The sequence below is a fragment of the Dorea sp. 210702-DFI.3.17 genome (assembly GCF_020560825.1).
GTDB classification, from domain to species: Bacteria; Bacillota; Clostridia; order Lachnospirales; family Lachnospiraceae; genus Dorea; species Dorea formicigenerans.
Genome location: NZ_JAJCNB010000002.1, coordinates 181,709 through 205,712 on the forward strand (window position 1 = coordinate 181,709; position 24,004 = coordinate 205,712).

Genomic DNA, 24,004 nt, shown 5'->3' on the forward strand with positions numbered 1-24,004 from the left:
GAATGAAAGAATTATTGTATAAGAAATCAGAGGCAGTTGCCGCTTTGAACCGTGTGGATGGCTTCCATCCGATGGAACTGGCAAGAAAGATTGGAGAAGAAGGGCAGGAGGAGCAGCTTTATCTGGATGTGAAATACCGGAAGCTATGGTTTCGTCTGGTCAATCCGGCAGGAAAGATCATCAGCCGGATTATCACTTTCACAGAGAACATGGCAGTTGTGGAAGCACGTATCTATCTGGATAAATGTGATCAGGAAGACAATTATGTAGCCAATTCCTTTTCGCAGAAATTCCGGAGCGATGACCCGAAGTTTGGAGACAAATTTCTGGAAATGGCAGAAACAGCAGCCGTAGGAAGGGCATTATCGGATGCCGGATATGGTGTGCAGTTTGCGGATGTGGGAGAGGAAAATGATCCTGCACAGGTAGATGCCGGAATTCCATATCAGAATCCACAGATGCTGGATTCAGGTGCCATGGAAAATGCAGCCATGCCGGATTCGGGTGTCATGCCAAATGCCCCTATGCCAACTTATGGAGAGATGCCAGGTCAGCCGGAATATGCAGGCCAGCAGATGATGAATCAGTTCTATCAGCAGGCACAGGCGGCGGGAAGCACCATTTACCATGGCAGTGGACAAATGCCTGGCTACGGTTCCGCTCCGGCTGCCTCTACGCCGCCAAAGACCGGACAGATGCTGCAGGGAGCATTACAGAATCTGGATACGTCCCTTCCGGTAGAAGAACTGATGAAACACATGAACTATGAAATGGCAGTCGGGACTGTGATTCCGGGAAAGGGAAAATACGGCGGAAAGACCATGGGACAGGTGGCAGTTGAAAGCCCGTCAACGATCCAGTGGTTTGCCGAGCAATATTCCGGACCGAACAATCTGGTTCCGGCGGCAGCAAAGGTAATTTTACAAAAAGCAATGCCGATGGCTGGTTAAGGAAGAACCCCGCAGAGAGCTTTTTTCTGCGGGGGAAAGGAGGAAGAGACCGGGATGTATTATGATATGTCTGGGTTTGATTATGGAATACTGGATGTGGTGCAGGTGCTGCATCTCAGAAAGCGGCGGGGAAACTATTATGACTGCCCGTTTTGTGGAGAGACGCATGGAAAACTGAATATCAATGTGGAAAAGAATGTATTCCGGTGCAACCGCTGTGATGCGTCCGGGGGGATGCTGAAGCTTTATGCGGATTTGCACAATGTTACACTCTCCGAAGCAAATCAGCAGATCCGGGAAGCATTAGGAAAAGGAGAATACCGGACGGATTATATCAAAGCAACGCCGGTACAGGAAGAAAAGGCAACGGCAGAGCTTGCACCCATAGAGGAAATCCACCGGACGTATCAGAGAATGCTGTCCATGCTCACGCTTAACAGGAAGCATCAGGAGGATCTGCAAAGACGAGGATTAAAACCGGAACAGATCGAAGCACAGCGTTACCGGAGTGTCCCGCTGTTTGGAATGAAGAAGCTGGTCAAAAGGCTGGCAGAAGAAGGATATATGGTGAAAGGCGTGCCGGGATTCTACCGGGATACAGACGGAAACTGGACGATTAACTTCAAAGCAGAAAACTCAGGAATCCTGATTCCCATAGTTTCTTTGGACGGGTTCATCCAGGGTTTTCAGATCCGGGTAGATCATGTGACTGACACGAAAAAATATATCTGGCTGTCCAGTGTCAATTATGACCAGGGAGTTTCCTCCGGAAGTCCGGTACATGTGATCGGTGATCTTGCCGCAGAACGTGTCTATCTGACCGAAGGAGCCTTAAAAGGGACCATAGCCCATTATCTGTCCGGCGCTACCTTTGTGTGCGTTGCCGGAGTGAACCAGTACCGGAATCTGAAACCGGTGCTGGAGCGGATGAAAGGATATGGGATGAAACAGCTTTTGGAGGCGTATGACATGGATAAGAAGATGAAAGTAGCCTGCAATAAGCATGACAGTAAGTGTGCGGTCTGTTTTGAGCGTTCCCCTGTTATCTGCCAGCATAAGGCGGAGAAACGGAGGATTATCCAGAACGGCTGCAATAAGGTCTATGAAATCTGCCGGGAGCTTTCCCTGCCGATGAACCGGATGGTCTGGGATATGGACGAGAGCGGGGAGTGGAACGGGAAACACAAGGGGATTGATGACTATTTAGCCGCCATCAAACAGAAGGAAGGAACCGGGGCACAGACTTCGGCTCTTCCGAAAGGAGAACAATCATGAGAAAAAAAGGAAATACGGTTCTTGCAGGACTCATTATCTGCCTGTTGCTTGTTTTTCTCGCAGCGGCAGGAAAACTCTTTGGTGCTTATCTGAAGTATCAGAAAGGGGACGTAAGTTACGAGAAACTGCAGGAATATGTTCAGGAACCAGAGGAAGAAGAATCACCGGAGTCTGAGAAAGAAAAGGAGGAACCTAAGAATAGGTATCTAGAAATTGATTTTGCAGGTTTAAAAGCGGTTAATCCGGATGTCATAGCGTGGATTCAGATTCCGGCACTGGATATTAGTTATCCGGTGGTACAGGGGAAAGATAATGCATATTATCTTCATCACCTTTTTTCGGGAGAATCCAATATCAACGGGAGCATCTTTGTGGACTGCCATAATCAGCCGGACTTTACGGATCAGAATACGATCGTGTACGGGCATAATATGAAAAACGGGAGCATGTTCGGAACTCTGGATAAGTACCAAGACAAAGAGCTATTTGAACAACATCCGGAGTTTTATCTCTATTTGCCGGACAAGATCCTCAAGTATCGTATCTTTTCCTGCTATGCGGGAAGAACCGGAAGTGAGGGATATAGGTATCATTTCCCGGAAGCGGAAGATTTTCAGACGTTTCTGGATACGGTGTCTTCTTATAGGGATTATGATACCGGCACCGAGCTGTCGGCAACGGATCGGATAGTTACGCTGTCTACCTGTGTCAATTCCAGACGGAATTATCGCTATCTGGTACATGGAAAATTAAGCAGTGAGATCATCACAGAGGAATAAAAGAATCGTGCTGGTGTGAGAAGAAATTTCTTATGCCAGCTTTTATTATGGGAGGAAATGTAATGGGAACAGCATTGGTTATGGAACATGCAAACGCACTGGCACAGATGATAGTCAGTGAAAAGGACAAGTTATTTGATGAAAGAGTGGAGGCTCTTGTAAAACTTTATAGAAGGGCGGAATTTTATCTGAAGCAGGGATTTCTGGAGAGCATCGTCTGCGAGTTCCATCGGAAGAAAGTGGAAATGATTATGCAGGCGGAAACAAAAGGAGAGATTACGGAAATACTGAAGTTATCAAAACCGCATTTTGACGGGAAAAAATTTGTCTATACCTCTCCGTATGCTGTGGAAGAGGAAGAGCTTCTCCTTTGGTCTCTGACATCACTGCAAGGTCCACTCCGGGATGAAGGGTATCGAAGATATCGGGAATTATTTGAGAAGTGCCTGCCGGAGATGGCAGAAAAGATTCCGGCGTAGAACAATGGCATAACAAAGGAACGAAAAAACTATCTTTTATTTTACTGTAATTTCACTCTTTATTGAATCTGCAATACTTTACAAAGTTTTTTACGGAAAAATGCTTCGGATTAATATACTTAACACCAGTATCTATCAGCTTAAATTTTGAATAACCAAACACCAGTGTTTCATTATTCACAAAAATCGTCATCTATCCAGAAAGCAGGTAAAATATGTTCACAATAATCAGAGTATTTTCTGCATTCAATACATTCTTCATCTAAAGAATCTACGCCGACATAATGAATATGATAATCTACAGTATCGTTTACAAATCTTTCAAGGAAGATGTTCAAAACAAAGGCTACTCTATCATCACAATAAACATAACCAATTAAATTCTTATGAATGATACAGTAAACGAGATAAACACAGCGTGTATCAACGATGCAGTTGAAATTGTATCCAGATTAAAGCCTATTTATACTTTAAAGCATGCACGGAGACAGCAAGAAGACCTATTCCTGTACGGAAGAGGTCTTCCTGTCCTTATACTAAAGTTAATTGGTATGCTGAAGTCCCGCAAAAGCAACATTTAATTTACCTCCAGATTACCGCTTTTAAGAGATAGATAATCGGAACTTCCGCTAAGCAGATAGAAAAAATATTCCCCTTTTTCATCTGGTGAGAAACTATATTTTCCACTCAGTTCATCGAACACTTCTCCTTCATACATTATCCCGTCTTTTACATAACCGATAATCAAATCTTGGGATACTGTAATGTCTGATTTATATTTATCAAACGAAATGACTATATTATCTTTATCAGTTAGTTCCCATCCCTTTCCATTGTCTTGTGTAAGTACACAAAGTGAATTGTTGATTAGAATTATTTCTGGAATGATATACATTTCATGCGTTAAAGTGCGTTATGATAAGCAGGATAACACATGCACAAATAGAGAAACATGGAAGTAAGTACGACAGACATGAATGGACAGCATAAGATAAAAGCCAAAGAGGAACTGAATCTGTTAAAAAAATCTTATCCATACAATGTGTCGGAGAGAAGTTAGAATATGCAGTATATGAGATACTATCATCGCATATCCTACACAATTACATAGAAAGAGAAGTATCGGCTGGACTACGAATAGAGTGGTCCAGCCTTTCTTTTTTTCGAAAAAATGAAGGCAGTGTCACGTTTTGTTGCCGCTCACCGCCATCCTCGGAATTTTTTGGAACGTGATAAAAAATTTCGGAGGATAAAACAAATGAACAAAAAAACATATACAGGATCAAAGATACAAAATCACTTTACAGCATATCTGATACAGTTTGTCCGTGGAAAACGACATGATTATCTGGAGAAGAAAATCCAGATGGCTGATGCAGAAGAACTGTTGGAGGATATTGGACAGATGGAGGCAAGAATTGTAATCGAAGAATTGCTGGAGAACCAAACGAGGGAGCAGCTTTTATTGCAGGAGGCACAGGGGAAATATCCAGAATGGAATAAGATGTCAGATGAAAGACTGATGAAAGCGCTTCATACGCTGCGGGATGAAGAACGGAAGCTGATTTACCAGCATGTGTTTGAAGAACGTACTTTTGAGGAAATGAGCAGGCTAAACGGGTTATCAGAGGAGCGATGCAAGGGTATTTATTATTATGCAATCCGGAAGATCCGCAAGGTGATGGGAGGTGAAAACTAATGAATTTTGAACGATTACTTTTAAAGGCAAAAGAAGGAAATGCAGATGCGGTACTGAAGATTTTAGAGATATATAAGCCGCTTTTAATTAAGAATGCGATTGTGAATGGCAGATTTGATGAAGATCTGTATCAGGAACTGGTAAGTACATTGCTTCAGTGTATCCAGAGATTCCAGATAATTGAGTAAGTTATCTTAAACAAAGGCTGCAATCACTCTCAGGGGAGTAACATCCTCTGGGAGTGATTGTTTTTTGAAGGGTGATATTGCCTCAGTTCGAAGCGGCAGACGGTGTTGATCTATTATGTTGCCTGATGCTTTAATGCTCTTTTGTTGTTGCCAGTTCTTTATGAAGATGTAGAGCCATAAACACAGTAACAATAGCAGAAATTACATCGGCAATCGGTTGTGCATATAGTATTCCATTTATGCCCCAGAATGATGGGAGCAACAGAATGATCGGAACAAAGCAAATACCTTGTCGGCAAGCCCCAAGAACGAATCCGGCGGTGCCTTTTCCAAGTGCAAGAAACAGAGAAGAATACACTGTGTAAAATCCAAATACGAAGAAGGAAAATCCATTTGCCATTAGCGATTTTTGACCTACAGAAATCATCTCTGTATTGCCTTCTGTAAATTGCGAAATAATCTGTGTGGAAAATAGGGCTATTGTCAATCCCACAACTACACAAAATATTGTTGACCATAAGATAGAAGTTTTAATTGCTTCCCTGAGCCGATCAAACTTTTTGGCACCATAGCTAAAGCCGGCAATTGGTTGGAAACCTTTTAAGAAGCCGAACACAACCAGAGTTCCCATTGAAGTGATTCTTGTAACAGCGCCCATTCCGGCGATAACAGCATCTCCATAGATATTAGCTTCCCGGTTTATGAATGCGATAGAAAGGCTTGTAAGAAGCTGGAAAGTCAATGTGGGTATACCGATTTTCAGAATTTCAGTTATGATCTGCTTAGAAGGACAAAATTCCTTAATGGAAAATGTAAAAGCGCTTTTTTTCTGTAATGCATAAATTAAATATACAAGAGTAGAAGCCATTTGAGAAATTGCTGTAGCGATTGCCGCACCAGCAACCCCCATGTCGAGAGTATAGATGAAAATAGGATCTAAACCAATATTCAATACAGCTCCTAATAATAATGCACACATAGTTGTTTTTGCGGCGCCTTCACTTGCAACGATATTGTTCATCGTTACATTAAATACATTGAAAATACATGAAATAACATAGATTCTTCCATAAGAAAGGGCGTATGGCATAATCGTGTCTGTTGCACCTAACATGGTTAAAATAGGTTTCAAAAAAATTGCAGTTCCGATAATAATAACTGCGCCAATACAAACACTGCTGTATAATGCAGTACTGGCGACTTTACTTGCAGCTTCCCTATCTCCTCGCCCTAAAAGTCTTGATAAGTAGGAGGCGGCACCATTGCCAAACATCAGACCTAAACCAACAACTACTTGTCCTAAAGGAAACGCAATGGAAATTGCACCCATTTGACTCTCGCCAAGTCCTCCTATGAAATAAGCATCCACCAAATTGTAGAGAGCGTTAATAAGCATACCAATCATTATCGGTATACCAAGAGCCATTAGTGCTTGGGGAACAGGTGCATTTCCTAATAAATCCATTTTGTTGTTATTCTTGTTCATTTCAAATACTCCTTTCAATTAAGAATATAAATTATAGTAGTATAAATTATAGTATACTACGTGAGAGAATACTACTATAATTTATAGTAGTTGTCAAGCGTGTATCCTGCAATTTCCTTGACAAGAGGTATAAAATCAAATACTATAAATTACAGTATATATAACCGTAAGTATTTTATAGCTTTCGTGGATATAGAAAGTGGGTGAACTATGGCTACAATAGATTTAATTGTGTTAGGAATATTGAAAAAGGAACCGATGGGAGCCTATGATATTCAAAAATTAGTGGAATATCGTAATATATCAAAATGGGTAAAAATCAGTACACCATCCATTTACAAAAAAGCAATTCAGTTGGAGGAAAAAGGCTTCATTAAAGGAGAAATTGTGAAAGAAGGTAAGATGCCTGAAAAAGCAGTTTATTCATTAACAGATGAAGGCGAAAAAGAATTTGTAAAGCTTATGATGGAAACAGCCTCTAAACCCATTCACTTTTTTTTAGATTTTAATGCAGTAATTGTAAATTTGGATAAGTTACCGCCTGAAAGTCAACAATCATGTATTGCCAGTATTGAGGAAAATATTGAAATATTAAAAACTTATCTGGAGGAAAATCTTCGAGAGAAAGAGAATGATCCGGAAATCCCTAAGACTGGTATGGCAGTATTGCAACAGCAGATAGTTTTGGCGGATGCTATTGAAAAATGGATTATTTCTCTAAAAAAAGACTTTTGATGAAGAAGTCACTAGCTGATTTCTTATTAGGTCTGCAGGATTGGGAAGAAACAGGGATGGATGCCGACCTATGTTCCGGCTTTGTAGCCAGAACATAGAAATTTTCTTAGTGGGGAATCTCCCTCAAACCCGGTGCTCCTTATATCCTGCAGATTAAACTTCAAATTTATACCCATATCCAACTACTGTTTTTATGTAATTCTTGTCGCTGGAATACTTTTTTATCTTCTTGCGTATTTGAAAAATAGTGTTTTCCACGGCGTGGAAATAACCATTTGCTTTTTCATGCCAAACTGCTTCATAAATCTGTTGTTTAGTAAAAGCCATCCCTGGATTAGAATATAGCATATAAAGTACATCAAATTCTTTTACAGAAAAGTTAATGTCTTTTCGTACTATTAAGCCGTAGGTCGTAAAGGTCTGCGACTTTAACTTTACCCGGAAAGGAGCTGCCACATATATAGGCAGTGCTGTAATTTTAACAGTAACGGTCACCAATCTATGGGGATGGCTTGTATATCCGGCTGAAATGCTAAAAAATCAGTGGTTCTTATTTATCACTTCACTCTGCCCCGGTAATTATGTGTTTGCCGTTTCTGGCTCTTGCAGCTATTGCGATTCTACTGGTCTATTACCAGACTATTTGCAGGTAAAGCATTGCTCTGGTTTTGAATTTGAGTTTTGGCAGTCTAATAATAGCATTTTAGATTAGCTGTGATAAGGTGAAACAGATTAGGAGGAAAGTAAATTGCATTACAAAGACAAAAACCTACAGATAGATATTCGCTGTCATACTGTTTTTATGAATGATCAAAAGATTGAATTGAGTCTGAAAGAATTTACGGTACTAAAATATCTAACAGAACATCCTGGCTGGGTATTCTCTCACGAGGAGATTTATCGTAATGTCTGGAAGGAAGAACCGATTGACTGTGCTAATGCGGTTATGTGCTGCATTAGCCAGCTTCGTAAAAAGTTAAAAGTAGATTCACGGAACTGGAATTACATCCGCACCGTCCGAGGTGTGGGCTATAAGTTTCAACCACTCTCAGGGGAGTAACATCCTCTGGGAGTTTTTTGTCATATTTGTTGCACTTTTCGGCTCTGGTACGTACAGAAATAGAAAAGAAACATATCCCAAAATGTATACATTTTAGAAGTACGTTCCGGAAAGAGGGATTATATTTCAAAAAGGTTACACACACAGTTTTGAAATATACCAATAAAAGTGTGGATATTTTGGGACATGGAAAGGAGAAATGTGGATGCAGATATATGGATATCACCGTACCAGTACAAAGGAGCAGCATCTTGACCGTGGCATACAGGAAATTGAGCGGTACTGTAACGAGCATGAGATGGCACTTACGAATATTTTTACGGATCAGGAGACAGGGAAGAATTTTAATCGTCCGAGATATACCGTTTTAGTGGAGGATGTCCTGCGGCCGGGAGATATTTTGATTGTTACAGAATTGGACAGACTGGGAAGAAACAAGTATGACACCATGCAACAGATCCAGCGGATTAAGAACATGGGAGTGCGGCTTATGGTTCTGGAACTGCCGACTACGCTTATGGATTTATCTGTGATGGATAATGCGATGGCAAGGATGATGCTGGAAACAATCAATAACATGATGCTGGAGCTTTATGCTTCTATGGCGCAGGCAGAGCTGGAGAAAAAGGAGAAGCGACAGCGGGAAGGGATAGAAGCGAAGAAATTGCGGGGCGAATGGGATGATTATGGAAGACCAAGTGTGATGAAGCAGGAAACTTTTGATGAGAACTTTCAAAGCGTAGTTTCTGGAGAAACGACACCTACACAGCTTCGTAAAAATTTGGGAATGACGCACTCAACTTTTTATCGCTATCGAAAAACTTTTTATGAAAAATACCCGGAACTTTCAAATTCTGCAAATTAAAGTCCTATTACTTATATAGACCAAAGAATTTCAGGAGGAAAGAAATATGAGTGAAAAGAGAATAGGTACTTTAATTTATGATCCATCAATGGGAAGATTTGATATCCGGTTTGGGATTGAATCTTATTATGGAGGTCTTCATTGCGGAGAATGTTTTGATGTGAAGGTAAAGGATGCATGGATTCCGGTTCGGATTGAAATGGATGAAGACTGGTATCTGGTAGGGCTTCCTAAGACGAGTCTCAGTGGACTGACGGTTCGAATGTAGGAGGAGCATATGATGGAAGCTAAAAAGAAATATGAAAAGCCGGCATTCCGATTGGTGACAGATTTGGGGAGTATTTTGGAATGTCTGTATGAGGTATATGGAACGGATGGAACGATGTTGATTGCTGGGAACAAGTTATCGGATACGGTAATCTATCCGTTTATCCGCATGATTAAAAAGAAATGCAAAGCAGTGGATGCGGAAAAGCTGAATCTGATGCTCTGGAAGATTTATATGGTAAGTTCGAGAAAAGAAGAATTTGTGACGGCTGCTAAGAAAGAGCTGCAGCCTTATTTGACCAAGAAAGATGAAAAACAGATTGACACCACATATGACACCACATATACTATAGATAGGAGGCATTAAAGATGTCGAAATGGGATAAACTATTGACAAGAATTTACTCATTATCGAAAGACCTTCGTTTTGATGAACTAAGAAAAGTATTAGAAAGTTATGGATATGAGATAAATGCTCCGAGAAGTGGGAGCAGCCATTATACATTCCGTAAAGCGGGATGCCAGCCGATAACAATACCGAAACACGAACCAATCAAGAAAATTTATGTTGAAATGGTAAAGCAGATTGTAGAAAGTGAGGCGAAAAACGATGAAGACACTGAATGATTATTTGGCAATGTCCTATCGCATGGAAATTGTGGAAGATAAGGATGAAGGTGGATTTGTGGTTTCTTATCCGGAACTGCCGGGATGCATCACCTGTGGAGAGACGATAGAAAGGGCAGTTGAAAATGCAGCGGATGCAAAAAAAGCATGGTTAGAAGCTGCACTGGAAGAAGGGATTGAGATTCACGAACCGGGAAGCCTGGAAGAGTATTCGGGACAGTTTAAAATAAGGATGCCACGCAGCTTACACCGGGATCTGGCGGAACACTCAAAAAAAGAAGGCATCAGTATGAATCAATACTGTATATATCTTCTTTCAAAGAATGATGCGCTGTTAGTAAAATAAATATACAAGAATATAGATGAAAAGAGCCGTCCGGATGGGCGGCTCGAAGTATTCTTTCTTTGATTAAAAATGATATTGTTCTAGCAGATAGATAGGAAGTGTTTGTACGTTTCCAACGGTTCCGCCTTTGGTATCACCTTTCAGATATAGTAGTTTATTGGCCTTCCCCTGTTCCAATGCCTTCAAGGCAGTAGATGCAGTTCCCTTACCGGCTTTAACTTCAATCAGATAGCGGATGTGAGTTTTCAATGTCTGAGCTACAAAATCAATTTCACCACCTTTATAAGTAGCAAAAGCCGGTGTCTCAAAGATAATTTCTTCCGGGAATTCCTGGCGTTTGGACAAGTTAATGTAAACATAGTTTTCGTTCAATGAGCCATCCATAGTTGATACAGTAGCACCAGTTCTGGAGAGATAATAATATGCAACTCCAAGATCCATGAAGAAGCAGCGGCTTCCCGGTTTGAAATTCAAGATGTCCAGTTCTGTGATTTTGCCACAGAAACCGATGATTCCAGAATGGTAAAGCCAGTTGATAGCACGATAGCAGGTTGCTTTAGAAAGATTACTGGAGTAATTCTTTGTAACGAGCTTTTGCAGTTCTTCACTTATACTGTCCTCATCTAATCCTTTCTTTTCACGAAGCAGAATACGGCAGATGCTTAAAAAGATGTTGGTAAAAACACTAATATCTGTGATGTCATCAAAGTACCGCATAGATTCGTTTAAGAAAATGCGGATGATTCTAACAAGCTCTTTTTGAGCTGCTTCCACGTCTTTTGTGTTAAGGTATGTTTCCACAACCTTTGGATAGCCGCCAATCTGTCTATAGATGTCGTAAACATTCTTTAATTCGTCATATAGTTCCGGTACGGTGTCATCTGCATGATCCAGTGGAAGTGATAGATACTTCTGAAAAAGCTGGTCATCCAATGCTTCCAAAAACTCTTTAAAGGAAAGGGTATAAATACGGATACTGGTAATATCTCCACTGGAGAATTTGAATTCCGGTTCCAGTACACGTCCCAGATAACTTCCAGTTACAATGAAATGCGCTTGAAAATAGCGGGTAAATTCTCGGATACGGTTGAATATCTCTGAGGATTCCTGAATTTCATCAATAATGATGACTGTATCGTTGGTATCTTCAAAATCCGGATCGAAGAGTTTAAAAGCATCGTGAAGCGGCTGCTCCGGTCGTTTTGTACCGGGAGTCCAGTCTGTGGCTTTTTTGTAACATTCCATAAATTGTTTGCCGGACAAATCAAACAGGTTAATGTAGATCTTGTGCCTGAAGTTCTCATCCGCAAATTTATTGATAATATATGTTTTTCCGACCTGTCTGGCACCATTCACTTCCAAGGTGCTGTGGACGGTATCGTTTTTCCAATCCAGAAGCTGATCGTAAACTTTTCTTTTCAGATACATGGGAAATGCTCCTTTCTTTCAACTGTTCCTATTATATCAAAATATGAATGGATAATATAGAGGGTAATTTCTGATAAATGATGAATTGTCTAGTCTGAGCAGTTCTTCACGGGTATTCCGGTTTCTGTCATTACTTTTTCGTACTGAAGAAGCTGTTCCCAGGTCAGCCATTCCGGTTTCTGATCTGTGGGAAAACCATTCCATAATTCTTTCATACGGGCAATATGGTTTTGAACGCTATGATTGCATAGGATAGACGGACTGCGATTTCCGTAGCCCAGATAGTATTCACAGTCAGACTGTAATTTACTTAACATCCGGTACTCGAATTCATAGGAACTTCTTTGATACGGAGCCGGATGAAATGTGTACTCCTGCTGTATGGGATGGGAAGGTTCTCCATCAATATGGTTAAAAGATAAAGAATAAAGATTCGGTTCAGGCTCTTTGCCAAGGTCAATATCCTTCCACAACTTTCCGAATTGGTCCTTATATACCGGACAGGAAAAATCATCCATGCCAGTATACTCAAGCACTAATTTTGTTTTTGCATTTTCATTCATTCTATTAGACCATCCTTTCCTTTATTGCAGACATTGAGGTATATTATTGGGCGCTGTTTCTGCATTCCACTGCAGCTTCGCACGTACATCCATCAGGATGATTCCTAACTGGTTTTCTCCGCAGTTATTGACTTTGCCCCAGAAATAGTCACCCCAGTTGTTTCCTTCAATAAGTGTGGACTCTCCGGTTGCAAGAAGTTTATCCCGGAGTTCCGGGTTCTGCATGAATTTGCACATGCAGATTTCATACATGAGCCGGACTTTCACTTTTTCCCAGTCCGGGCGTAATGTAAGATCTCTGCCGAGTTTCTTTGCATCAGAAGGATTATGCATCCGAAAAATACAGAATTTGCGTTGCTCTCTCGCAGAGAGTGTTTTCTGCGCTTGAAAAGCAGCTTCATTATTTGCATAGGTTTGTCCCATGTAAGAGACCGGTGCCGGATAGAAATTGCTTAGAAAAGCATAATCTCCCCGAAATTCATTGATCTGTGTAGGTATGCGCTTGCTTGTATTTGTTTGATTCATTATAAATTCCTCCTTTGTAAAAGAGGTGCGGCCTTTCAGCCACACCTCAAAATAATTCTCATCTATTGCAGAGATGGTTATGCAATCATCTCCAAAAATTCAGCTTCTGTAAGAATTGGAATACCAAGGCTCTGGGCTTTTGCCAGTTTGCTGCCGGCTTTTTCCCCGCAGATCAGGTAATCGGTTTTCTTTGTTACAGAGCTGCCAGGTTTGGCACCAAGCTCCAGAATCTTATCGTTGATACCGTCTCTGGTAAAATGCTCCAGTTTCCCTGTTGCTACGATGGTACATCCTGTAAATTTGTTTTCTTTTGTCATAATGGTCTCTTCCTTTCTTTGTTCAAATGTGAATTCGTTCTGTAAGTTTTTCCATAAATCAAGATTTGCTTCATCTGCAAACCAGGAATGGATGTTGTGATTTAAGATTTCGCCAAAATCCTCTAACTGAGTGAAGTCGTAATCTCCGACAGCCGCCTGTTCAAATGCAGTTAAATTTCCGGAAAATACGGTGTCCAGAATCCGGCTTTTGGTTCTGCCGATCATAGGAATATCCATGGAAACCAGATAGCGGACAAAGCTGGTCCTCCGGCTGGCGTTGATGGATTCCCACAAGCGGTCGAAAGATTTCTCACCATATCCGTCCAGTGCCACAATATCTTCCCGGTGTTCCTCCAGATGATAGATGTCCTGAAAAGAGTGCAGATAGCCCAGATTCAGGAATTTTTCTAAAGTGGCTTCTGACAGTCCTTCGATGTTCATTGCCTTCTTGCTGGCAAAATGGACAAACCTTCTTGTGATCTGGCTGTCGCACTGCGGATTATCACAATGCAGAGTTTCTACGGTGCGACCGTCGCTGGTCTTACGGCTGTAGGTTCTGGTTTTGGAACCACAGCAAGGGCAGACCGGAGGCGTGATGTCGGTATACCTTCCACGATCCAGATTATCCTCTATATGTGGGATGATCATGTTTCGTTTGGAAACAAGAATCCGGCATCCGGGTACAAGCTCCAGATTTTTGATAAAGGTCAGATTATGAAGGGAAGCTCTGGAAACATCACAGCCGTCAATCTCCACGGTATCGAAGATGCCGACCGGAGCAATCTCTCCGAATCTGGTCGGTGTCCATTCAATTTCACGCAAGAAAGTTTCGTAGGTATCATCCTCAAACTTATAGGCGAGGCCGTCCTTATAGTGGTGTCCGGTTTTTCCGCAGCTTTTGGAGTAGCTGAGACTGTCAAAAATCATGACAATGCCATCGATAGGAAGATGTAAATTTGCTGCTGTGGATACCAATTCCTGAATGAATTTCTCCGCATATTCTTTTGAAAGTCCGGTTCCTGAAATTGAGAAAAACGGGCAGTAACCAAAGCCCAGGTGTGTTAAACCTTCTAATTTGCAGGCTCTGCTGTCCGGGAAGGGAACATCCTCCATTCCTTCTAATACATTGAACGGAAGAAAGCGAACACAACGTCCGATACAGTTCTTCGGATCAAGACTTCGTACTGATCCGGAAGCAAAATTACGTCCGTTTTTATAAGGTTTTCCATTTCCATCACGCAGAGTATCTTTCAGACGTTCAAAATCATTGGTTGGTATAAAAGACTCACCGGTAATGACCAGACGTTCTTTGTGTGGAATGGTAAGCGGTACATTTAAAAATGCCGGGATATTGTGTGTAATATCTTCCCCCACTTCACCATCTCCACGGGTAGAAGCCTGAATCAGTCTGCCATCTTCGTAAATGAGTTTGGTAGTCAAACCGTCCAGTTTCAGCATAAAGAGAACTTCCTGTCCTTTCATGAAATCTAAAAGCTCTGAAATCAGTTTTGTTTTCTCAAGCGAGAGCAGTGGAATCGGATGGGTGACTTTGGCAAGTTCACTGACCGGATAATATCCAACCGTCTGTGTCGGAGAATTTGACAGGATGAAACCAGTCTGTTCCTCCAGTTCCTTCAGTTCGTCAAAGAGTCGGTCATACTCGGCATCAGATACCAGAGGGGCATCCTGATTGTAGTAGGCATGACGGTATTCATTGAGTTGTTTTACAAGATTCTTAATTCTTTTGACTGACATAGAGTCTCCTTTCTTTTGTGGCGTGCCAGTTCCGGAATCATTTGTTTCCGTAATCCTCCTTTCCCTGCGTTCAGGCATAAAAAAAGAGAATGACGCTTATGTTCATTCTCAAAATAGATGCAGTTTCCTGCAAAATAAAAAAAGCCAGAAGTCCCTGCTGCTTGTTGGGCATAGGAAAACTCCTGACTACGTTTCAAACCTAAACTGCGTGTGATAAATCCTTTCCGGATTGACACAAATAATTGATATAAGAACAGTATAACACTAGATGTAGTATATGTCAAATGAAATAGATTCCTCAATGAAGCTTTTGCCTTATGTTGATGACAAATTTGTCGGCTACAGGAATAAAAGCGTTCAGGATTTCAGATTTGCCCTAAGCGAAGGAATTCGTAGCCAGGTATTTTTTGCCACTTTCGTGGAGAAAGTCGAAAACCAGATAAAATCAATCTCTGTCATAAATGCCTCTAAACTGTTTTTACATCGTAGTGGTTATGCAAGTTCTAAATTTAAAAATAATTTTCACGAATAACTAACTTTTCTATATGCTGAATTGTCATAAAATATAGATTATTAAATTTGAAAGCAGATTGAAGGTGATAAACATGAGAAGTTATAAACGGTATACCAGGCGAAAGAGACTTTTGAAGCAAATCGCTGTGGTTGCTTTATCTCCTAATCGGGTATTCACGAAAGAACAGATCTATCAGCATATCTATGAGGAAGCGGAGTCAGAAGTGAATAACCGAATTTACGGTCTGATTAAGAACTTGAGAAAGAAAATAGAAGAAAATCCGGAAACACCGCACTACATAGAAACGATACGTGGTGTTGGTTATCGCTTTCGGGCATAAAAGGAGCCGTCCGGCAATGGGCGGCTCGAAGTGTTTCTCTTGTTGTTTATTTATTGTTTTTTTCGTTGTATACTGATAAAACGAGGTGATAAAAGTGGCATATAGAATTTTGATCGTGGATGATGACATCGAATTATTAAAGATGTTAAAGAACTATTTTGAAATCAAACGATATGATGTAATGATGGCAGAAGATGGCACAGATGCTTTGGAAAAAATCCATAAGAAACCGGATATTATCTTGCTGGACATCAATATGCCTAAAATAGACGGATTAGAAGTATGCAGACGTATCCGGGGCAAAGTAACTTGTCCCATTATCTTCCTGACGGCAAAAGTGGAGGAGCAGGACAGGGTAAACGGGCTTTTATCCGGTGGGGATGACTATATACTGAAGCCGTTTAGTCTGAAAGAACTGGATGCTCGTATTATTGCACATTTGAAGCGTGAGGAGCGTCATAAAGGGAAGTCTGAATACAGATTCCACGGAGACCTCAGTATTGATTATGGAGCAAAGAGGGTTCAGATCGGTGAAAATGATTTGGAGCTTACGAAGCTGGAATATGCAATCATTGAGTTTTTGTCCATGAATCCAGGACAGGTTTTTGACAGGGAGCGGATATACGAAAAGGTGTGTGGTTATGATGCGGAAGGTGACAGCCGTGTTGTTACGGAACTGATCCGGAGAGTGAGAAAGAAACTGGCGGAATATACGCAGACAGAATACATTGAGACAGTATGGGGGATGGGGTATCGATGGAAAAGATAAGAAATTTATCCTTGAAAAAGACAATGGTTTTATATACGATACTCAGCTTGATTGTCACTTTTTTTCTTTCTGTGTCAATTATTGAGATTGCCGGGCAGATACAGGAGGAGGTCTGGTGGAAGTACGTGGATCAGGACGAGTATTATCAGGCAATGAATGACCGCAATGAAAATTTTGAGGTAGTGGTACCGAGACCGAATCAGAGTAAAATGAGCAGAATGGACTGGCATATTTCAGAAACCTGTGATTTCCTTCGGACGTACGGAGTATTGCTTTTTTCTTTTGCCGGATGTGGAATTGCGGTCAGCCTGTTTTACAAAAATAAATTAAAGAGACCGATTCAGGAACTGAAGATGGCATCACAGATGATTGCGGAGGAAGATCTGGATTTTCATATGGCTTATGAGAACGAGGACGAGATGGGGATGCTGTGCAGGGAATTTGAAAGGATGCGTGGGCAGTTGGAAGAAAATAACCGTAGACTTTGGCAGATGATCGAAGATGAGCGGGTACTGCGTGCAGCGATTGCCCATGATATCCGCTCGCCGCTTGCAATCATGCGGGGATATCAGGAAATGCTTTTGGAATTTGTTCCGGAAGATATGCTTGATCAAGAGAAAATGATGGAGATGTTAAGGGGCGGTATGCTTCAGATTGAACGGATGAACCATTTTATTGATAGTATGAGGAAGATGACGAAATTGGAAGAACGGGAATTAAACTGTTCCGTGGTAGATATCCGGCAGTTGATAAACCAGATAGAAGCTCTGGCAGAAGTCGTGGTGGAAAAATCAGAAAAGAATTTTACAGTGACGACAGTGAGAGAATCTGAAATACTGACTGCGGATGAGGAAATCATCATGGAAGTAGCGGATAATCTGTTGGCTAACGCATTCCGCTATGCCAATCAGGAAGTTAGGCTGAAGCTGACAGTGACACCCCAATATCTGAAAATGAGTATCAGGGATGACGGAATTGGATTTCAGGAAAATATCGACAGGGTGACACAGGCGTTTTATCATGAGAATCCACAGGATGACTTAAAGCATTTTGGAATGGGTATGTATATCAGCCGTATCTACTGCGAACGGCATGGTGGGAAACTGCTGATAAAAAATGTAGCAGATGGCGGTGCGGAAGTTGAGGCAGTGTTTAAAAATTATGTATTAGAAGAACAACAGCAGAAATAAATGGCTGTTGTTTTTTTGTTGTGATTTGTAGGCTATGCTGTTTGTAGAAAAAAGAAAGGCGGGATGACTTATGAAAGCAATCATAAAAAGGAATCTGAAAAATTATCTTAAAAATCCGATATTCTGGATCGGTTTGATTGTTGTTTTAATCAGTATGTACCAGACACTTGCACCCTATCTGTCCATTCATTACGTGAAGTCGGATGAAACCTTCAGGAAGGTAAAAATGGCCTCCGATGGGGATGTTATGGAGGGATGTATTCCGGCAACACCGGATAAGGAGAGAGAACTGTGGGAGAAAGAGATTGTAAAGATACTTCAGGACACAGAGAATGGGTTTGGCATGTCGGAAGTAGAGGCGGAGGCAGTGATATCTGAGATGAAACAGATGAAGATTACGGAGGCGTGTCAGTATCTGAAAACGGAATACCACTTTAATGGTGCCAATTATGTGTATGAGGACGTTTCATGGTATCAGGGAAGCCCGGAGGAAGTCAACCGGTATATCAGAGAAAATCTTGAGAAACATCCATTCTCCTATTATTTCGGAAGAAAATTTACAGATTTTGCAAGCCTGCATATGGCATTCTTTGCAACGGTTCTGCTGGCGTTTTTATTTTTCCAGGATATGAGGAAAAATACTTATGAATTGCTGCACACCAAACCGATGACGGCTTTTCAATATATTGCCGGGAAAATAAGCAGTGGATTTCTCATTATGACGGCGGCACTGGTCATTATGAATATCGTATTTATCATTTTGTGTTACGCCACGGCAGTAAAATCAGGATTTGCTATGAACATACTGGATTTTGTTCAGAATTCGATCCTGTATGTCCTGCCGAACATCCTGATGATCTGCTGTGTGTATGCGGTTACAGCGCTGCTGTTTAAGAATCCGCTTCCAGCGGTTCCGGCGCTGGTTCTTTATATCATTTATTCTAATATGCTGACATGGGATAGCAAAGGACAGTGTCATGCAAGACCATTCTCTATTATGGTTCGATTTCCGGGGAATTTTTTTGAAACGGAATTGCCACATCAGGTATATCTCAATCAACTGCTTCTTGTGGCAGCATCCATACTGCTCATGTTTATAGCGGTGTGGATGTGGAAAAGGAGGAGAGTATATTGAAGAAAGAAGTAAAAATATGTATGCCATATTATAAAATTGCATATTCAATCGCTTTTGTTGTGATATTGAGTGCAATCCAGCCTGTTGTATATGCGAATGAAATCGGGCAGGCAGTAGAAAGAGCTGTTTCGCTTCTGGCAGTCGTTTTCTGTGCAGATACTTATCTGGTGGAAGTGCAGAGCAAACGCTCGGAAGTATTCTGCCTTTATAATCTAAAAAAGCAGGCAGGGGTAGTTTATAAAAGACTATTTGTGCAGGTAGCTTATCTGATTGGAATCAGTTTGTTGGCATATGGACTCTTTTATTGGCAGAAACCGGTGAATCTGACAGAAGAATTAGATGGCGGTGCCTTGTTTGGAATTTATTGTATTGCGATTCCCGGAACTGTTTTGTTTTGGAGTGTGCTTTCCGTAACTGTCAGCAATCTGGTTCGAAACAGATGGATTGGTATGGGTGTCGTGCTGCTTTTCTGGTTTTTCTCTATTTCCGGAAAGGCAACTCAGTTTTTGAAAAACTGGGGACCATTTTCCTACGGAACTTGTGATTTCGGTAAGCTGACAGAGTGGAGATGGCTTGGCGGGAAGGTGCTGTGCGTGGTATTTGCGGGGATGATGCTTGCATTTGTTCCTAAGATATTAAAGAAGAGAGGGTAAGATTATGAGTATAAGAATAGACGATTTAACAGTAACATTTAAAAATGGAGTGACAGCGGTAGATCATGTGGATCTGGAAATCCCACATGGGATATTTGGTCTGTTAGGTGAAAATGGTGCAGGAAAAACAACGTTGATGCGGGTGCTTACAACGGTGCTTGCACCCACAAGTGGAAAAGTTCTGTTAGATGGTACGCTATATTGCGAAGCAAATTACGAAAAGATACAGAAAAAGATTGGGTATCTGCCACAGGAAATTGATCTGTATCCGTCTTTGACTGTTCGAGAATGTCTGGAGTATATGGGAGATCTGGCTGGAATTGAGAAAAGAGAAAGCAAGAAAAGGATTGATTACTATCTGGAGAAGACCAGTCTTGCAGACCATCAGAAAAAGAAAATGCGGCAGCTTTCAGGTGGAATGAAGCGAAGAGTTGGATTAGTGCAGGCATTACTCCATGAGCCGGATTTTTTAATTGTGGATGAACCAACAACAGGGCTCGATCCGGAGGAACGCATCCGTATCCGTAATTTACTGGTAGATTTTGCAGAAGAACGCACCGTATTATTTTCAACGCATGTGGTGGAGGATCTGATGGCAACCTGTAATCAGCTTGCGGTTATGAAAAAAGGTAGATTCCTTTATACAGGAACAATGAGGGAATTATTGAATAAGGCAAGAGGGCATGTATGGGAATGCTGTACAGAGGACGAAAGCCTTGCAAGAGAATTAGAAAGAAAATATCATATTTCCAGTAAGCAGTATACGGAGGAAGGAATTAGATTAAGACTGTTAGGGGAGAATATGCCGTCAGAAAGTGGATGTATAGCTTGTGACGTAACTTTGGAAGATGCATATATCTATGTAACCAATCGATAAACATTGTTAATGAGGAGTGAAAGCTAAATGCTAAGAAAAGCAGGTGATGTTATGGGAAAGTGATGATTCTTACCATTTCTGATTCCGAAGAGGGAATCCTGAATAAAATTAAATCAGTTCTAGCCTGCGAAAGTACGTTAGAAGTTATGGAGATTACAAATTCTGAAAAGTTGACATTCCAAGGTTTGGAAATAGACCAGCTTCAGCGGAGCGTAATCAAAGATGGTAAGGTTGTGGAACTTACCAGACATGAATATGACCTGCTTTTTTATCTGGCCTTATCCCCCAATCGGGTATTTACAAAAGAACAGATTTACCAGCATATTTATGAGGATGTGGAGTCAGAAGTGGATAACCGTGTCTATGGGTTAGTCAAGAATCTGAGAAAGAAAATAGAAGAAAATCCGGAAGAACCGCACTACATAGAAACGATACGTGGTGTAGGCTACCGTTTTCGGGCATAAAAAGAGCCGTCCGATTGGGCGGCTCGAAGTATTTAAACAGCAGTTTTCTTCACTGCCTGTTTATAGTTACCGGTAGCATCGTAATCTCCAGAGAGGAGCAGATTCTGGCGAAATTGCTCCAGTTTGATCTTGAAGCGTTTCCCATCCTCAACAGTCGTAAGCATGGTAAGAGCTTCTAGCATTCCCTGAATATATCCGGTTAGCAGGTAATATCTGCAGGGTTCTTCCGATGGTGAGATATTGGACAGGGTTTCTTCCAGATGTTCCTGACGTTCCCTGAGCCATGCATCCCAGACATCCAGTTCCAAATCAGTCATGGTGTTCCTCCTTTAAATCTGATGATAATCGTCTTTGGTGTGGAGGGGAGAAGTTTCATGCACAAGCATTTTTCTGCTCCAGATCCAAATATGGATTTGTAAATTCAAAAATAATAAGTTCATCCGCATCGAACATGAGCTCCAACTCTTTTAGTGTAGCTGCTGGATATCCGCAATCTCTGAATCGTTCTAATACGTCTGTTTCCGTTTCAAATGGTTCACCGTCTTCCAGCTTTTCTCCGATTATTAAGCCACATGGAGTCAATAGGCTTTCTTCATATAAGCGGACACAATATCGGTCAGGGAAAAATAGGTGTGCTTCATCCGTGTTATAATAAATTCGTTCTCCAGGTTCTATGCTTTGCATCACAAAGGGAACATGATATGCAGCGGCTATCGCCTGATATGCTTCATAAAGTGGAGTCCATGCTGTCTCTAAAGAAAGTAGAATATACGTATCATTCCATTCCATGTAGCTGACATTTCCACGAAGAGATATTCCGGTGGAATCTATTTTCTTGTGGGAAAATAAATTGCCAATCCAGCATAAATCAGGATTCTGGTTCAGAATGATGTAGGTTTCCAGGTCCTCCCACAAGTCATATAGTCCTTCCGGATTTCCTTCTGTATAAAAGATCACATCATCACAGCAGATATTTGCCATTACACATCCACCTCCGTTCCAAAAGTTTCACCCATATTCTGGTTGGAAACCGTAAGGTTTACAGGGGATAAGGTGCCAGAGGCAAGCCATTGTTCGATTGCATCAATTACCTGCTCCAGCGTGTCGTTATAAGCCACATTGCAGTCTTCCAGTCGGAGAAACTGCAGGTATGCTTCATGAAGAAGGCTTGGATCATCACGCAGCGTTTCATATGGAAGGTTGCAGAGTCCGATTCTTTCCTCCAGACGTTCCATGGAGCGGCGGATGAAGTCGCAGGAAATAAATTGTTCCCGGTAGATGTTATAAGCAGCTTCAAGCTGGTCATAGGTCAAAATAAATGAGACTTTCTCGCAAGGATTAGATGGTTGTTCTTTCATGGTAAATTCCTCCATTCATACTATGATTGGCTGGTGGTACGGATTCTCTTTGTTCGGGAGTAAGATGTACCAGTAGTTTCCAGCGCAGGTCGATTTCTCGGTGAATCCAGGTATCATTTTCATAAACTTCATGTGTCAAAAAATTGTAAATTGTCGGTTCTTTTTCTATATCATCCAGATCTGCGACCAGACAAGTTGCCTGATTCACATAGGGCCAGAGTGCCTGTTCGACCATATGGCGTAGTTCCAGTATCAGAGGATATATCTGTCCTACATCATAGGTTTTGGACATGCAGGAGCTGATTTTCTTCAGCATCCCGGAAGTTTGTATCATCTGGTTGATGACGGTACATTGTTCCTCCACATCTGCATCCGGATTCAGGACCAGCCGGTGGAGCAGCACAGATTTTGCATAGGCAGAAGCGGTCAGGTTGATGTTTCTGACCAGTTCTTCATACGGCTGCTTATACTGTGTCTTCAGCACTTCCAGAGGCACATGTTCCCGGTTCTTCTTTAAGGTGGAGAGGAGCCCCGAAAGGCAGCTCTCCAGTTCTTCCATTCTTGTCAAGCACACATCGCCTCCAGCTCCATCGGAACACGGGTGTAGCTGAGACGGTAAATACTGTTGCAGGTCTCAAATACCACACCGTTTTCGGATACTTCCAGAATACTCTGCACCGGACTGGTAGCAAAGGTCTGGTTATAACTATAGATCCACGCCCGTTCTCCCAGATGGAGGGGCAGGGACAGGATTCCGGTGAGGACATATTCTTTCTTTTGGGTGGTGTGTAAGGTTATATTTGTATTCTTCATTGATTTCACGCTCCTTTCCTTACTTAATTTTGTTTGCAATTACGGCAGCGACCAGTTTAGCGCATCCCAATTCCATCTCGGATAAATGCTGTCCGGTTCTGGAACAGAGAAGAAGTGCCAGCGGCTCTCTGTCTTCCCTTAAAATCGGGAAAAAAGCACAAACCGGTTGACGGGTGTTGGATACCGGGTAGACAGGGCAGTTCTCAGCAGAGATCAGTTCCTGGCCGTCCGCAACCAATTCGGCGAGTTCTTCTGTAACGGGAGTGCCTTCCGGAAGATAGATGCCCGCAGATACGAGTATGTGAGCCTCACTGCAAATTGCGATACCACAGTGGATGACACTGTAGAGGACGGAAAGATAGGAAGCCATTTCCTCTTTTCCGCTTAAGTGGGTAGGGCATTTGCGTAAAAGCAGCTCCATTCCCACATTTTCCAGTTCCAGTGCATCTCCGTCTGAGAGCTTCATTTGTTTCCGGATTTCTGCAGGGATGACGATACGCCCCTGAGAGTCCATGGTCCGGATGAGTGCAATATTCATAACTAAAGT

General features: G+C 41.7%; 34 protein-coding genes. 21 read left to right on the forward strand and 13 right to left on the reverse strand.

Annotation, left to right across the window (positions count from 1 at the left end):
* The first annotated feature begins 2 nt into the window (after positions 1-2).
* The 4 genes from LI149_RS03335 (at position 3) to LI149_RS03350 (ending at position 3,483) form a co-directional block, all read left to right on the forward strand.
* The gene (locus LI149_RS03335; RefSeq protein WP_227142962.1) at positions 3-950 is read left to right on the forward strand and encodes a hypothetical protein; all 948 of its coding nucleotides are present in this window, start codon (positions 3-5) and stop codon (positions 948-950) included.
* 54 nt (positions 951-1,004) lie between these two features.
* Positions 1,005-2,225 (forward strand): CHC2 zinc finger domain-containing protein, encoded by a 1,221-nt coding sequence (locus LI149_RS03340; RefSeq protein ID WP_005333381.1) that lies wholly within the window; start codon positions 1,005-1,007, stop codon positions 2,223-2,225.
* Positions 2,222-3,004 carry a class B sortase gene (srtB, locus tag LI149_RS03345; RefSeq protein WP_005333383.1) on the forward strand — a complete coding sequence of 261 codons (783 nt, stop codon included), beginning with the start codon at positions 2,222-2,224 and terminating at the stop codon, positions 3,002-3,004. The genes LI149_RS03340 and srtB overlap by 4 nt, the downstream gene beginning before the upstream one ends.
* Positions 3,005-3,066: 62 nt before the next feature.
* On the forward strand, positions 3,067-3,483 hold the full coding sequence (locus tag LI149_RS03350) for a hypothetical protein (RefSeq protein WP_020436703.1): 417 nt from the start codon (positions 3,067-3,069) through the stop codon (positions 3,481-3,483).
* A gap of 577 nt (positions 3,484-4,060) precedes the next feature.
* Here LI149_RS03350 and LI149_RS03355 read toward each other — a convergent pair.
* Positions 4,061-4,231, reverse strand: coding sequence for a hypothetical protein (locus LI149_RS03355; RefSeq protein ID WP_227142963.1), 171 nt, complete (start codon positions 4,229-4,231; stop codon positions 4,061-4,063).
* 423 nt (positions 4,232-4,654) lie between these two features.
* Between LI149_RS03355 and LI149_RS03360 the strand changes: the two genes are divergently transcribed.
* Positions 4,655-5,182, forward strand: a complete 528-nt coding sequence (locus LI149_RS03360) for a sigma factor-like helix-turn-helix DNA-binding protein (RefSeq protein ID WP_005333404.1) — start codon at positions 4,655-4,657, stop codon at positions 5,180-5,182.
* The gene (locus LI149_RS03365; protein ID WP_005333406.1) at positions 5,182-5,370 is read left to right on the forward strand and encodes a helix-turn-helix domain-containing protein; all 189 of its coding nucleotides are present in this window, start codon (positions 5,182-5,184) and stop codon (positions 5,368-5,370) included. The genes LI149_RS03360 and LI149_RS03365 overlap by 1 nt, the downstream gene beginning before the upstream one ends.
* Positions 5,371-5,500: 130 nt before the next feature.
* Here the strand turns inward: LI149_RS03365 and LI149_RS03370 are convergent, their stop codons facing one another.
* A complete protein-coding gene (locus LI149_RS03370; protein ID WP_005333407.1) occupies positions 5,501-6,856 on the reverse strand; it encodes an MATE family efflux transporter in 1,356 nt (451 codons plus the stop codon).
* A 210-nt stretch (positions 6,857-7,066) separates the two neighbouring features.
* On the opposite strand from LI149_RS03370, the gene LI149_RS03375 reads away from it, so the two are divergent.
* Positions 7,067-7,591 carry a PadR family transcriptional regulator gene (locus LI149_RS03375; RefSeq protein ID WP_005333410.1) on the forward strand — a complete coding sequence of 175 codons (525 nt, stop codon included), beginning with the start codon at positions 7,067-7,069 and terminating at the stop codon, positions 7,589-7,591.
* 153 nt (positions 7,592-7,744) lie between these two features.
* Here LI149_RS03375 and LI149_RS03380 read toward each other — a convergent pair whose 3' ends face one another.
* Complete coding sequence (locus tag LI149_RS03380) at positions 7,745-8,086, reverse strand: helix-turn-helix domain-containing protein (protein WP_005333412.1); 342 nt, start codon at positions 8,084-8,086, stop codon at positions 7,745-7,747.
* 307 nt (positions 8,087-8,393) lie between these two features.
* Between LI149_RS03380 and LI149_RS03385 the strand changes: the two genes are divergently transcribed.
* From LI149_RS03385 to LI149_RS03410, 6 genes are all read left to right on the forward strand, one after another.
* Entirely contained in the window at positions 8,394-8,651 is a 258-nt protein-coding gene (locus tag LI149_RS03385) for a helix-turn-helix domain-containing protein (protein ID WP_005333415.1), read from the forward strand.
* A gap of 205 nt (positions 8,652-8,856) precedes the next feature.
* The gene (locus tag LI149_RS03390; protein ID WP_040015506.1) at positions 8,857-9,516 is read left to right on the forward strand and encodes a recombinase family protein; all 660 of its coding nucleotides are present in this window, start codon (positions 8,857-8,859) and stop codon (positions 9,514-9,516) included.
* A 46-nt stretch (positions 9,517-9,562) separates the two neighbouring features.
* Positions 9,563-9,784: a DUF5348 domain-containing protein gene (locus LI149_RS03395; RefSeq protein ID WP_005333419.1), complete on the forward strand. Its 222-nt coding sequence runs from the start codon at positions 9,563-9,565 to the stop codon at positions 9,782-9,784.
* A 9-nt stretch (positions 9,785-9,793) separates the two neighbouring features.
* Positions 9,794-10,150 carry a hypothetical protein gene (locus LI149_RS03400; RefSeq protein WP_005333420.1) on the forward strand — a complete coding sequence of 119 codons (357 nt, stop codon included), beginning with the start codon at positions 9,794-9,796 and terminating at the stop codon, positions 10,148-10,150.
* Between the two features lie 2 nt (positions 10,151-10,152).
* Positions 10,153-10,410: a type II toxin-antitoxin system HicA family toxin gene (locus tag LI149_RS03405; RefSeq protein ID WP_227142964.1), complete on the forward strand. Its 258-nt coding sequence runs from the start codon at positions 10,153-10,155 to the stop codon at positions 10,408-10,410.
* On the forward strand, positions 10,394-10,756 hold the full coding sequence (locus LI149_RS03410) for a type II toxin-antitoxin system HicB family antitoxin (protein WP_005333424.1): 363 nt from the start codon (positions 10,394-10,396) through the stop codon (positions 10,754-10,756). Before LI149_RS03405 ends, LI149_RS03410 begins: the two co-directional genes overlap by 17 nt.
* Positions 10,757-10,819: 63 nt before the next feature.
* Here the strand turns inward: LI149_RS03410 and LI149_RS03415 are convergent, their stop codons facing one another.
* From LI149_RS03415 to ligA, 4 genes are all read right to left on the reverse strand, one after another.
* Positions 10,820-12,184, reverse strand: coding sequence for an ATP-binding protein (locus tag LI149_RS03415; RefSeq protein WP_005333425.1), 1,365 nt, complete (start codon positions 12,182-12,184; stop codon positions 10,820-10,822).
* Between the two features lie 89 nt (positions 12,185-12,273).
* Positions 12,274-12,747 carry an LPD11 domain-containing protein gene (locus tag LI149_RS03420; RefSeq protein WP_005333427.1) on the reverse strand — a complete coding sequence of 158 codons (474 nt, stop codon included), beginning with the start codon at positions 12,745-12,747 and terminating at the stop codon, positions 12,274-12,276.
* Between the two features lie 21 nt (positions 12,748-12,768).
* Positions 12,769-13,272 (reverse strand): NADAR family protein, encoded by a 504-nt coding sequence (locus LI149_RS03425; protein ID WP_023921566.1) that lies wholly within the window; start codon positions 13,270-13,272, stop codon positions 12,769-12,771.
* A gap of 77 nt (positions 13,273-13,349) precedes the next feature.
* A complete protein-coding gene (gene ligA / locus LI149_RS03430; RefSeq protein ID WP_040015507.1) occupies positions 13,350-15,344 on the reverse strand; it encodes an NAD-dependent DNA ligase LigA in 1,995 nt (664 codons plus the stop codon).
* Between the two features lie 277 nt (positions 15,345-15,621).
* Here ligA and LI149_RS03435 point away from each other — a divergent pair, with 277 nt between their 5' ends.
* The 8 genes from LI149_RS03435 (at position 15,622) to LI149_RS03470 (ending at position 21,286) form a co-directional block, all read left to right on the forward strand.
* Positions 15,622-15,876: a hypothetical protein gene (locus LI149_RS03435; protein ID WP_005333435.1), complete on the forward strand. Its 255-nt coding sequence runs from the start codon at positions 15,622-15,624 to the stop codon at positions 15,874-15,876.
* A gap of 73 nt (positions 15,877-15,949) precedes the next feature.
* Positions 15,950-16,198, forward strand: a complete 249-nt coding sequence (locus LI149_RS03440; RefSeq protein ID WP_005333437.1) for a winged helix-turn-helix domain-containing protein — start codon at positions 15,950-15,952, stop codon at positions 16,196-16,198.
* A gap of 94 nt (positions 16,199-16,292) precedes the next feature.
* A complete protein-coding gene (locus LI149_RS03445) occupies positions 16,293-16,967 on the forward strand; it encodes a response regulator transcription factor (protein ID WP_023921570.1) in 675 nt (224 codons plus the stop codon).
* The gene (locus tag LI149_RS03450; RefSeq protein WP_005333442.1) at positions 16,955-18,157 is read left to right on the forward strand and encodes a HAMP domain-containing sensor histidine kinase; all 1,203 of its coding nucleotides are present in this window, start codon (positions 16,955-16,957) and stop codon (positions 18,155-18,157) included. Before LI149_RS03445 ends, LI149_RS03450 begins: the two co-directional genes overlap by 13 nt.
* 70 nt (positions 18,158-18,227) lie before the next feature.
* On the forward strand, positions 18,228-19,292 hold the full coding sequence (locus LI149_RS03455) for an ABC transporter permease (protein WP_005333443.1): 1,065 nt from the start codon (positions 18,228-18,230) through the stop codon (positions 19,290-19,292).
* A complete protein-coding gene (locus LI149_RS03460; protein ID WP_022415113.1) occupies positions 19,289-19,945 on the forward strand; it encodes a hypothetical protein in 657 nt (218 codons plus the stop codon). The genes LI149_RS03455 and LI149_RS03460 overlap by 4 nt, the downstream gene beginning before the upstream one ends.
* 4 nt (positions 19,946-19,949) lie before the next feature.
* On the forward strand, positions 19,950-20,822 hold the full coding sequence (locus tag LI149_RS03465; RefSeq protein WP_005333452.1) for an ABC transporter ATP-binding protein: 873 nt from the start codon (positions 19,950-19,952) through the stop codon (positions 20,820-20,822).
* A 62-nt stretch (positions 20,823-20,884) separates the two neighbouring features.
* Complete coding sequence (locus LI149_RS03470) at positions 20,885-21,286, forward strand: response regulator transcription factor (protein WP_005333454.1); 402 nt, start codon at positions 20,885-20,887, stop codon at positions 21,284-21,286.
* Positions 21,287-21,318: 32 nt separating this feature from the next.
* On the opposite strand, the gene LI149_RS03475 is transcribed toward LI149_RS03470, so the two are convergent.
* From LI149_RS03475 to LI149_RS03500, 6 genes are read right to left on the reverse strand one after another with little or no spacing between them, the layout of a single operon-like run.
* Positions 21,319-21,603, reverse strand: coding sequence for a hypothetical protein (locus LI149_RS03475; RefSeq protein ID WP_005333456.1), 285 nt, complete (start codon positions 21,601-21,603; stop codon positions 21,319-21,321).
* 55 nt (positions 21,604-21,658) lie between these two features.
* A complete protein-coding gene (locus LI149_RS03480; RefSeq protein ID WP_005333458.1) occupies positions 21,659-22,267 on the reverse strand; it encodes a hypothetical protein in 609 nt (202 codons plus the stop codon).
* Positions 22,267-22,644: a hypothetical protein gene (locus LI149_RS03485; protein ID WP_005333460.1), complete on the reverse strand. Its 378-nt coding sequence runs from the start codon at positions 22,642-22,644 to the stop codon at positions 22,267-22,269. The genes LI149_RS03480 and LI149_RS03485 overlap by 1 nt, the downstream gene beginning before the upstream one ends.
* Complete coding sequence (locus tag LI149_RS03490) at positions 22,625-23,203, reverse strand: hypothetical protein (RefSeq protein WP_005333462.1); 579 nt, start codon at positions 23,201-23,203, stop codon at positions 22,625-22,627. Before LI149_RS03490 ends, LI149_RS03485 begins: the two co-directional genes overlap by 20 nt.
* A 5-nt stretch (positions 23,204-23,208) precedes the next feature.
* A complete protein-coding gene (locus LI149_RS03495) occupies positions 23,209-23,457 on the reverse strand; it encodes a hypothetical protein (RefSeq protein ID WP_005333464.1) in 249 nt (82 codons plus the stop codon).
* A 19-nt stretch (positions 23,458-23,476) separates the two neighbouring features.
* Positions 23,477-23,995, reverse strand: a complete 519-nt coding sequence (locus tag LI149_RS03500; protein WP_227142965.1) for an AbrB/MazE/SpoVT family DNA-binding domain-containing protein — start codon at positions 23,993-23,995, stop codon at positions 23,477-23,479.
* Between the last annotated feature and the right edge of the window lie 9 nt (positions 23,996-24,004).

Excerpts from the sequence above, each read along its gene's own strand:
- LI149_RS03335 (WP_227142962.1), top strand. The coding sequence starts at position 3 with ATGAAAGAATTATTGTATAAGAAATCAGAGGCAGTTGCCGCTTTGAAC.
- LI149_RS03340 (WP_005333381.1), top strand. The coding sequence starts at position 1,005 with ATGTATTATGATATGTCTGGGTTTGATTATGGAATACTGGATGTGGTG.
- srtB (WP_005333383.1), top strand. The coding sequence starts at position 2,222 with ATGAGAAAAAAAGGAAATACGGTTCTTGCAGGACTCATTATCTGCCTG.
- LI149_RS03350 (WP_020436703.1), top strand. The coding sequence starts at position 3,067 with ATGGGAACAGCATTGGTTATGGAACATGCAAACGCACTGGCACAGATG.
- LI149_RS03360 (WP_005333404.1), top strand. The coding sequence starts at position 4,655 with ATGAAGGCAGTGTCACGTTTTGTTGCCGCTCACCGCCATCCTCGGAAT.
- LI149_RS03365 (WP_005333406.1), top strand. The coding sequence starts at position 5,182 with ATGAATTTTGAACGATTACTTTTAAAGGCAAAAGAAGGAAATGCAGAT.
- LI149_RS03370 (WP_005333407.1), bottom strand. The coding sequence starts at position 6,856 with ATGAACAAGAATAACAACAAAATGGATTTATTAGGAAATGCACCTGTT.
- LI149_RS03375 (WP_005333410.1), top strand. The coding sequence starts at position 7,067 with ATGGCTACAATAGATTTAATTGTGTTAGGAATATTGAAAAAGGAACCG.
- LI149_RS03385 (WP_005333415.1), top strand. The coding sequence starts at position 8,394 with ATGAATGATCAAAAGATTGAATTGAGTCTGAAAGAATTTACGGTACTA.
- LI149_RS03390 (WP_040015506.1), top strand. The coding sequence starts at position 8,857 with ATGCAGATATATGGATATCACCGTACCAGTACAAAGGAGCAGCATCTT.
- LI149_RS03395 (WP_005333419.1), top strand. The coding sequence starts at position 9,563 with ATGAGTGAAAAGAGAATAGGTACTTTAATTTATGATCCATCAATGGGA.
- LI149_RS03400 (WP_005333420.1), top strand. The coding sequence starts at position 9,794 with ATGATGGAAGCTAAAAAGAAATATGAAAAGCCGGCATTCCGATTGGTG.
- LI149_RS03405 (WP_227142964.1), top strand. The coding sequence starts at position 10,153 with ATGTCGAAATGGGATAAACTATTGACAAGAATTTACTCATTATCGAAA.
- LI149_RS03410 (WP_005333424.1), top strand. The coding sequence starts at position 10,394 with ATGAAGACACTGAATGATTATTTGGCAATGTCCTATCGCATGGAAATT.
- LI149_RS03415 (WP_005333425.1), bottom strand. The coding sequence starts at position 12,184 with ATGTATCTGAAAAGAAAAGTTTACGATCAGCTTCTGGATTGGAAAAAC.
- LI149_RS03420 (WP_005333427.1), bottom strand. The coding sequence starts at position 12,747 with ATGAATGAAAATGCAAAAACAAAATTAGTGCTTGAGTATACTGGCATG.
- LI149_RS03425 (WP_023921566.1), bottom strand. The coding sequence starts at position 13,272 with ATGAATCAAACAAATACAAGCAAGCGCATACCTACACAGATCAATGAA.
- ligA (WP_040015507.1), bottom strand. The coding sequence starts at position 15,344 with ATGTCAGTCAAAAGAATTAAGAATCTTGTAAAACAACTCAATGAATAC.
- LI149_RS03435 (WP_005333435.1), top strand. The coding sequence starts at position 15,622 with ATGTCAAATGAAATAGATTCCTCAATGAAGCTTTTGCCTTATGTTGAT.
- LI149_RS03440 (WP_005333437.1), top strand. The coding sequence starts at position 15,950 with ATGAGAAGTTATAAACGGTATACCAGGCGAAAGAGACTTTTGAAGCAA.
- LI149_RS03450 (WP_005333442.1), top strand. The coding sequence starts at position 16,955 with ATGGAAAAGATAAGAAATTTATCCTTGAAAAAGACAATGGTTTTATAT.
- LI149_RS03455 (WP_005333443.1), top strand. The coding sequence starts at position 18,228 with ATGAAAGCAATCATAAAAAGGAATCTGAAAAATTATCTTAAAAATCCG.
- LI149_RS03465 (WP_005333452.1), top strand. The coding sequence starts at position 19,950 with ATGAGTATAAGAATAGACGATTTAACAGTAACATTTAAAAATGGAGTG.
- LI149_RS03470 (WP_005333454.1), top strand. The coding sequence starts at position 20,885 with ATGATTCTTACCATTTCTGATTCCGAAGAGGGAATCCTGAATAAAATT.
- LI149_RS03475 (WP_005333456.1), bottom strand. The coding sequence starts at position 21,603 with ATGACTGATTTGGAACTGGATGTCTGGGATGCATGGCTCAGGGAACGT.
- LI149_RS03480 (WP_005333458.1), bottom strand. The coding sequence starts at position 22,267 with ATGGCAAATATCTGCTGTGATGATGTGATCTTTTATACAGAAGGAAAT.
- LI149_RS03485 (WP_005333460.1), bottom strand. The coding sequence starts at position 22,644 with ATGAAAGAACAACCATCTAATCCTTGCGAGAAAGTCTCATTTATTTTG.
- LI149_RS03490 (WP_005333462.1), bottom strand. The coding sequence starts at position 23,203 with ATGGAAGAACTGGAGAGCTGCCTTTCGGGGCTCCTCTCCACCTTAAAG.
- LI149_RS03495 (WP_005333464.1), bottom strand. The coding sequence starts at position 23,457 with ATGAAGAATACAAATATAACCTTACACACCACCCAAAAGAAAGAATAT.
- LI149_RS03500 (WP_227142965.1), bottom strand. The coding sequence starts at position 23,995 with ATGAATATTGCACTCATCCGGACCATGGACTCTCAGGGGCGTATCGTC.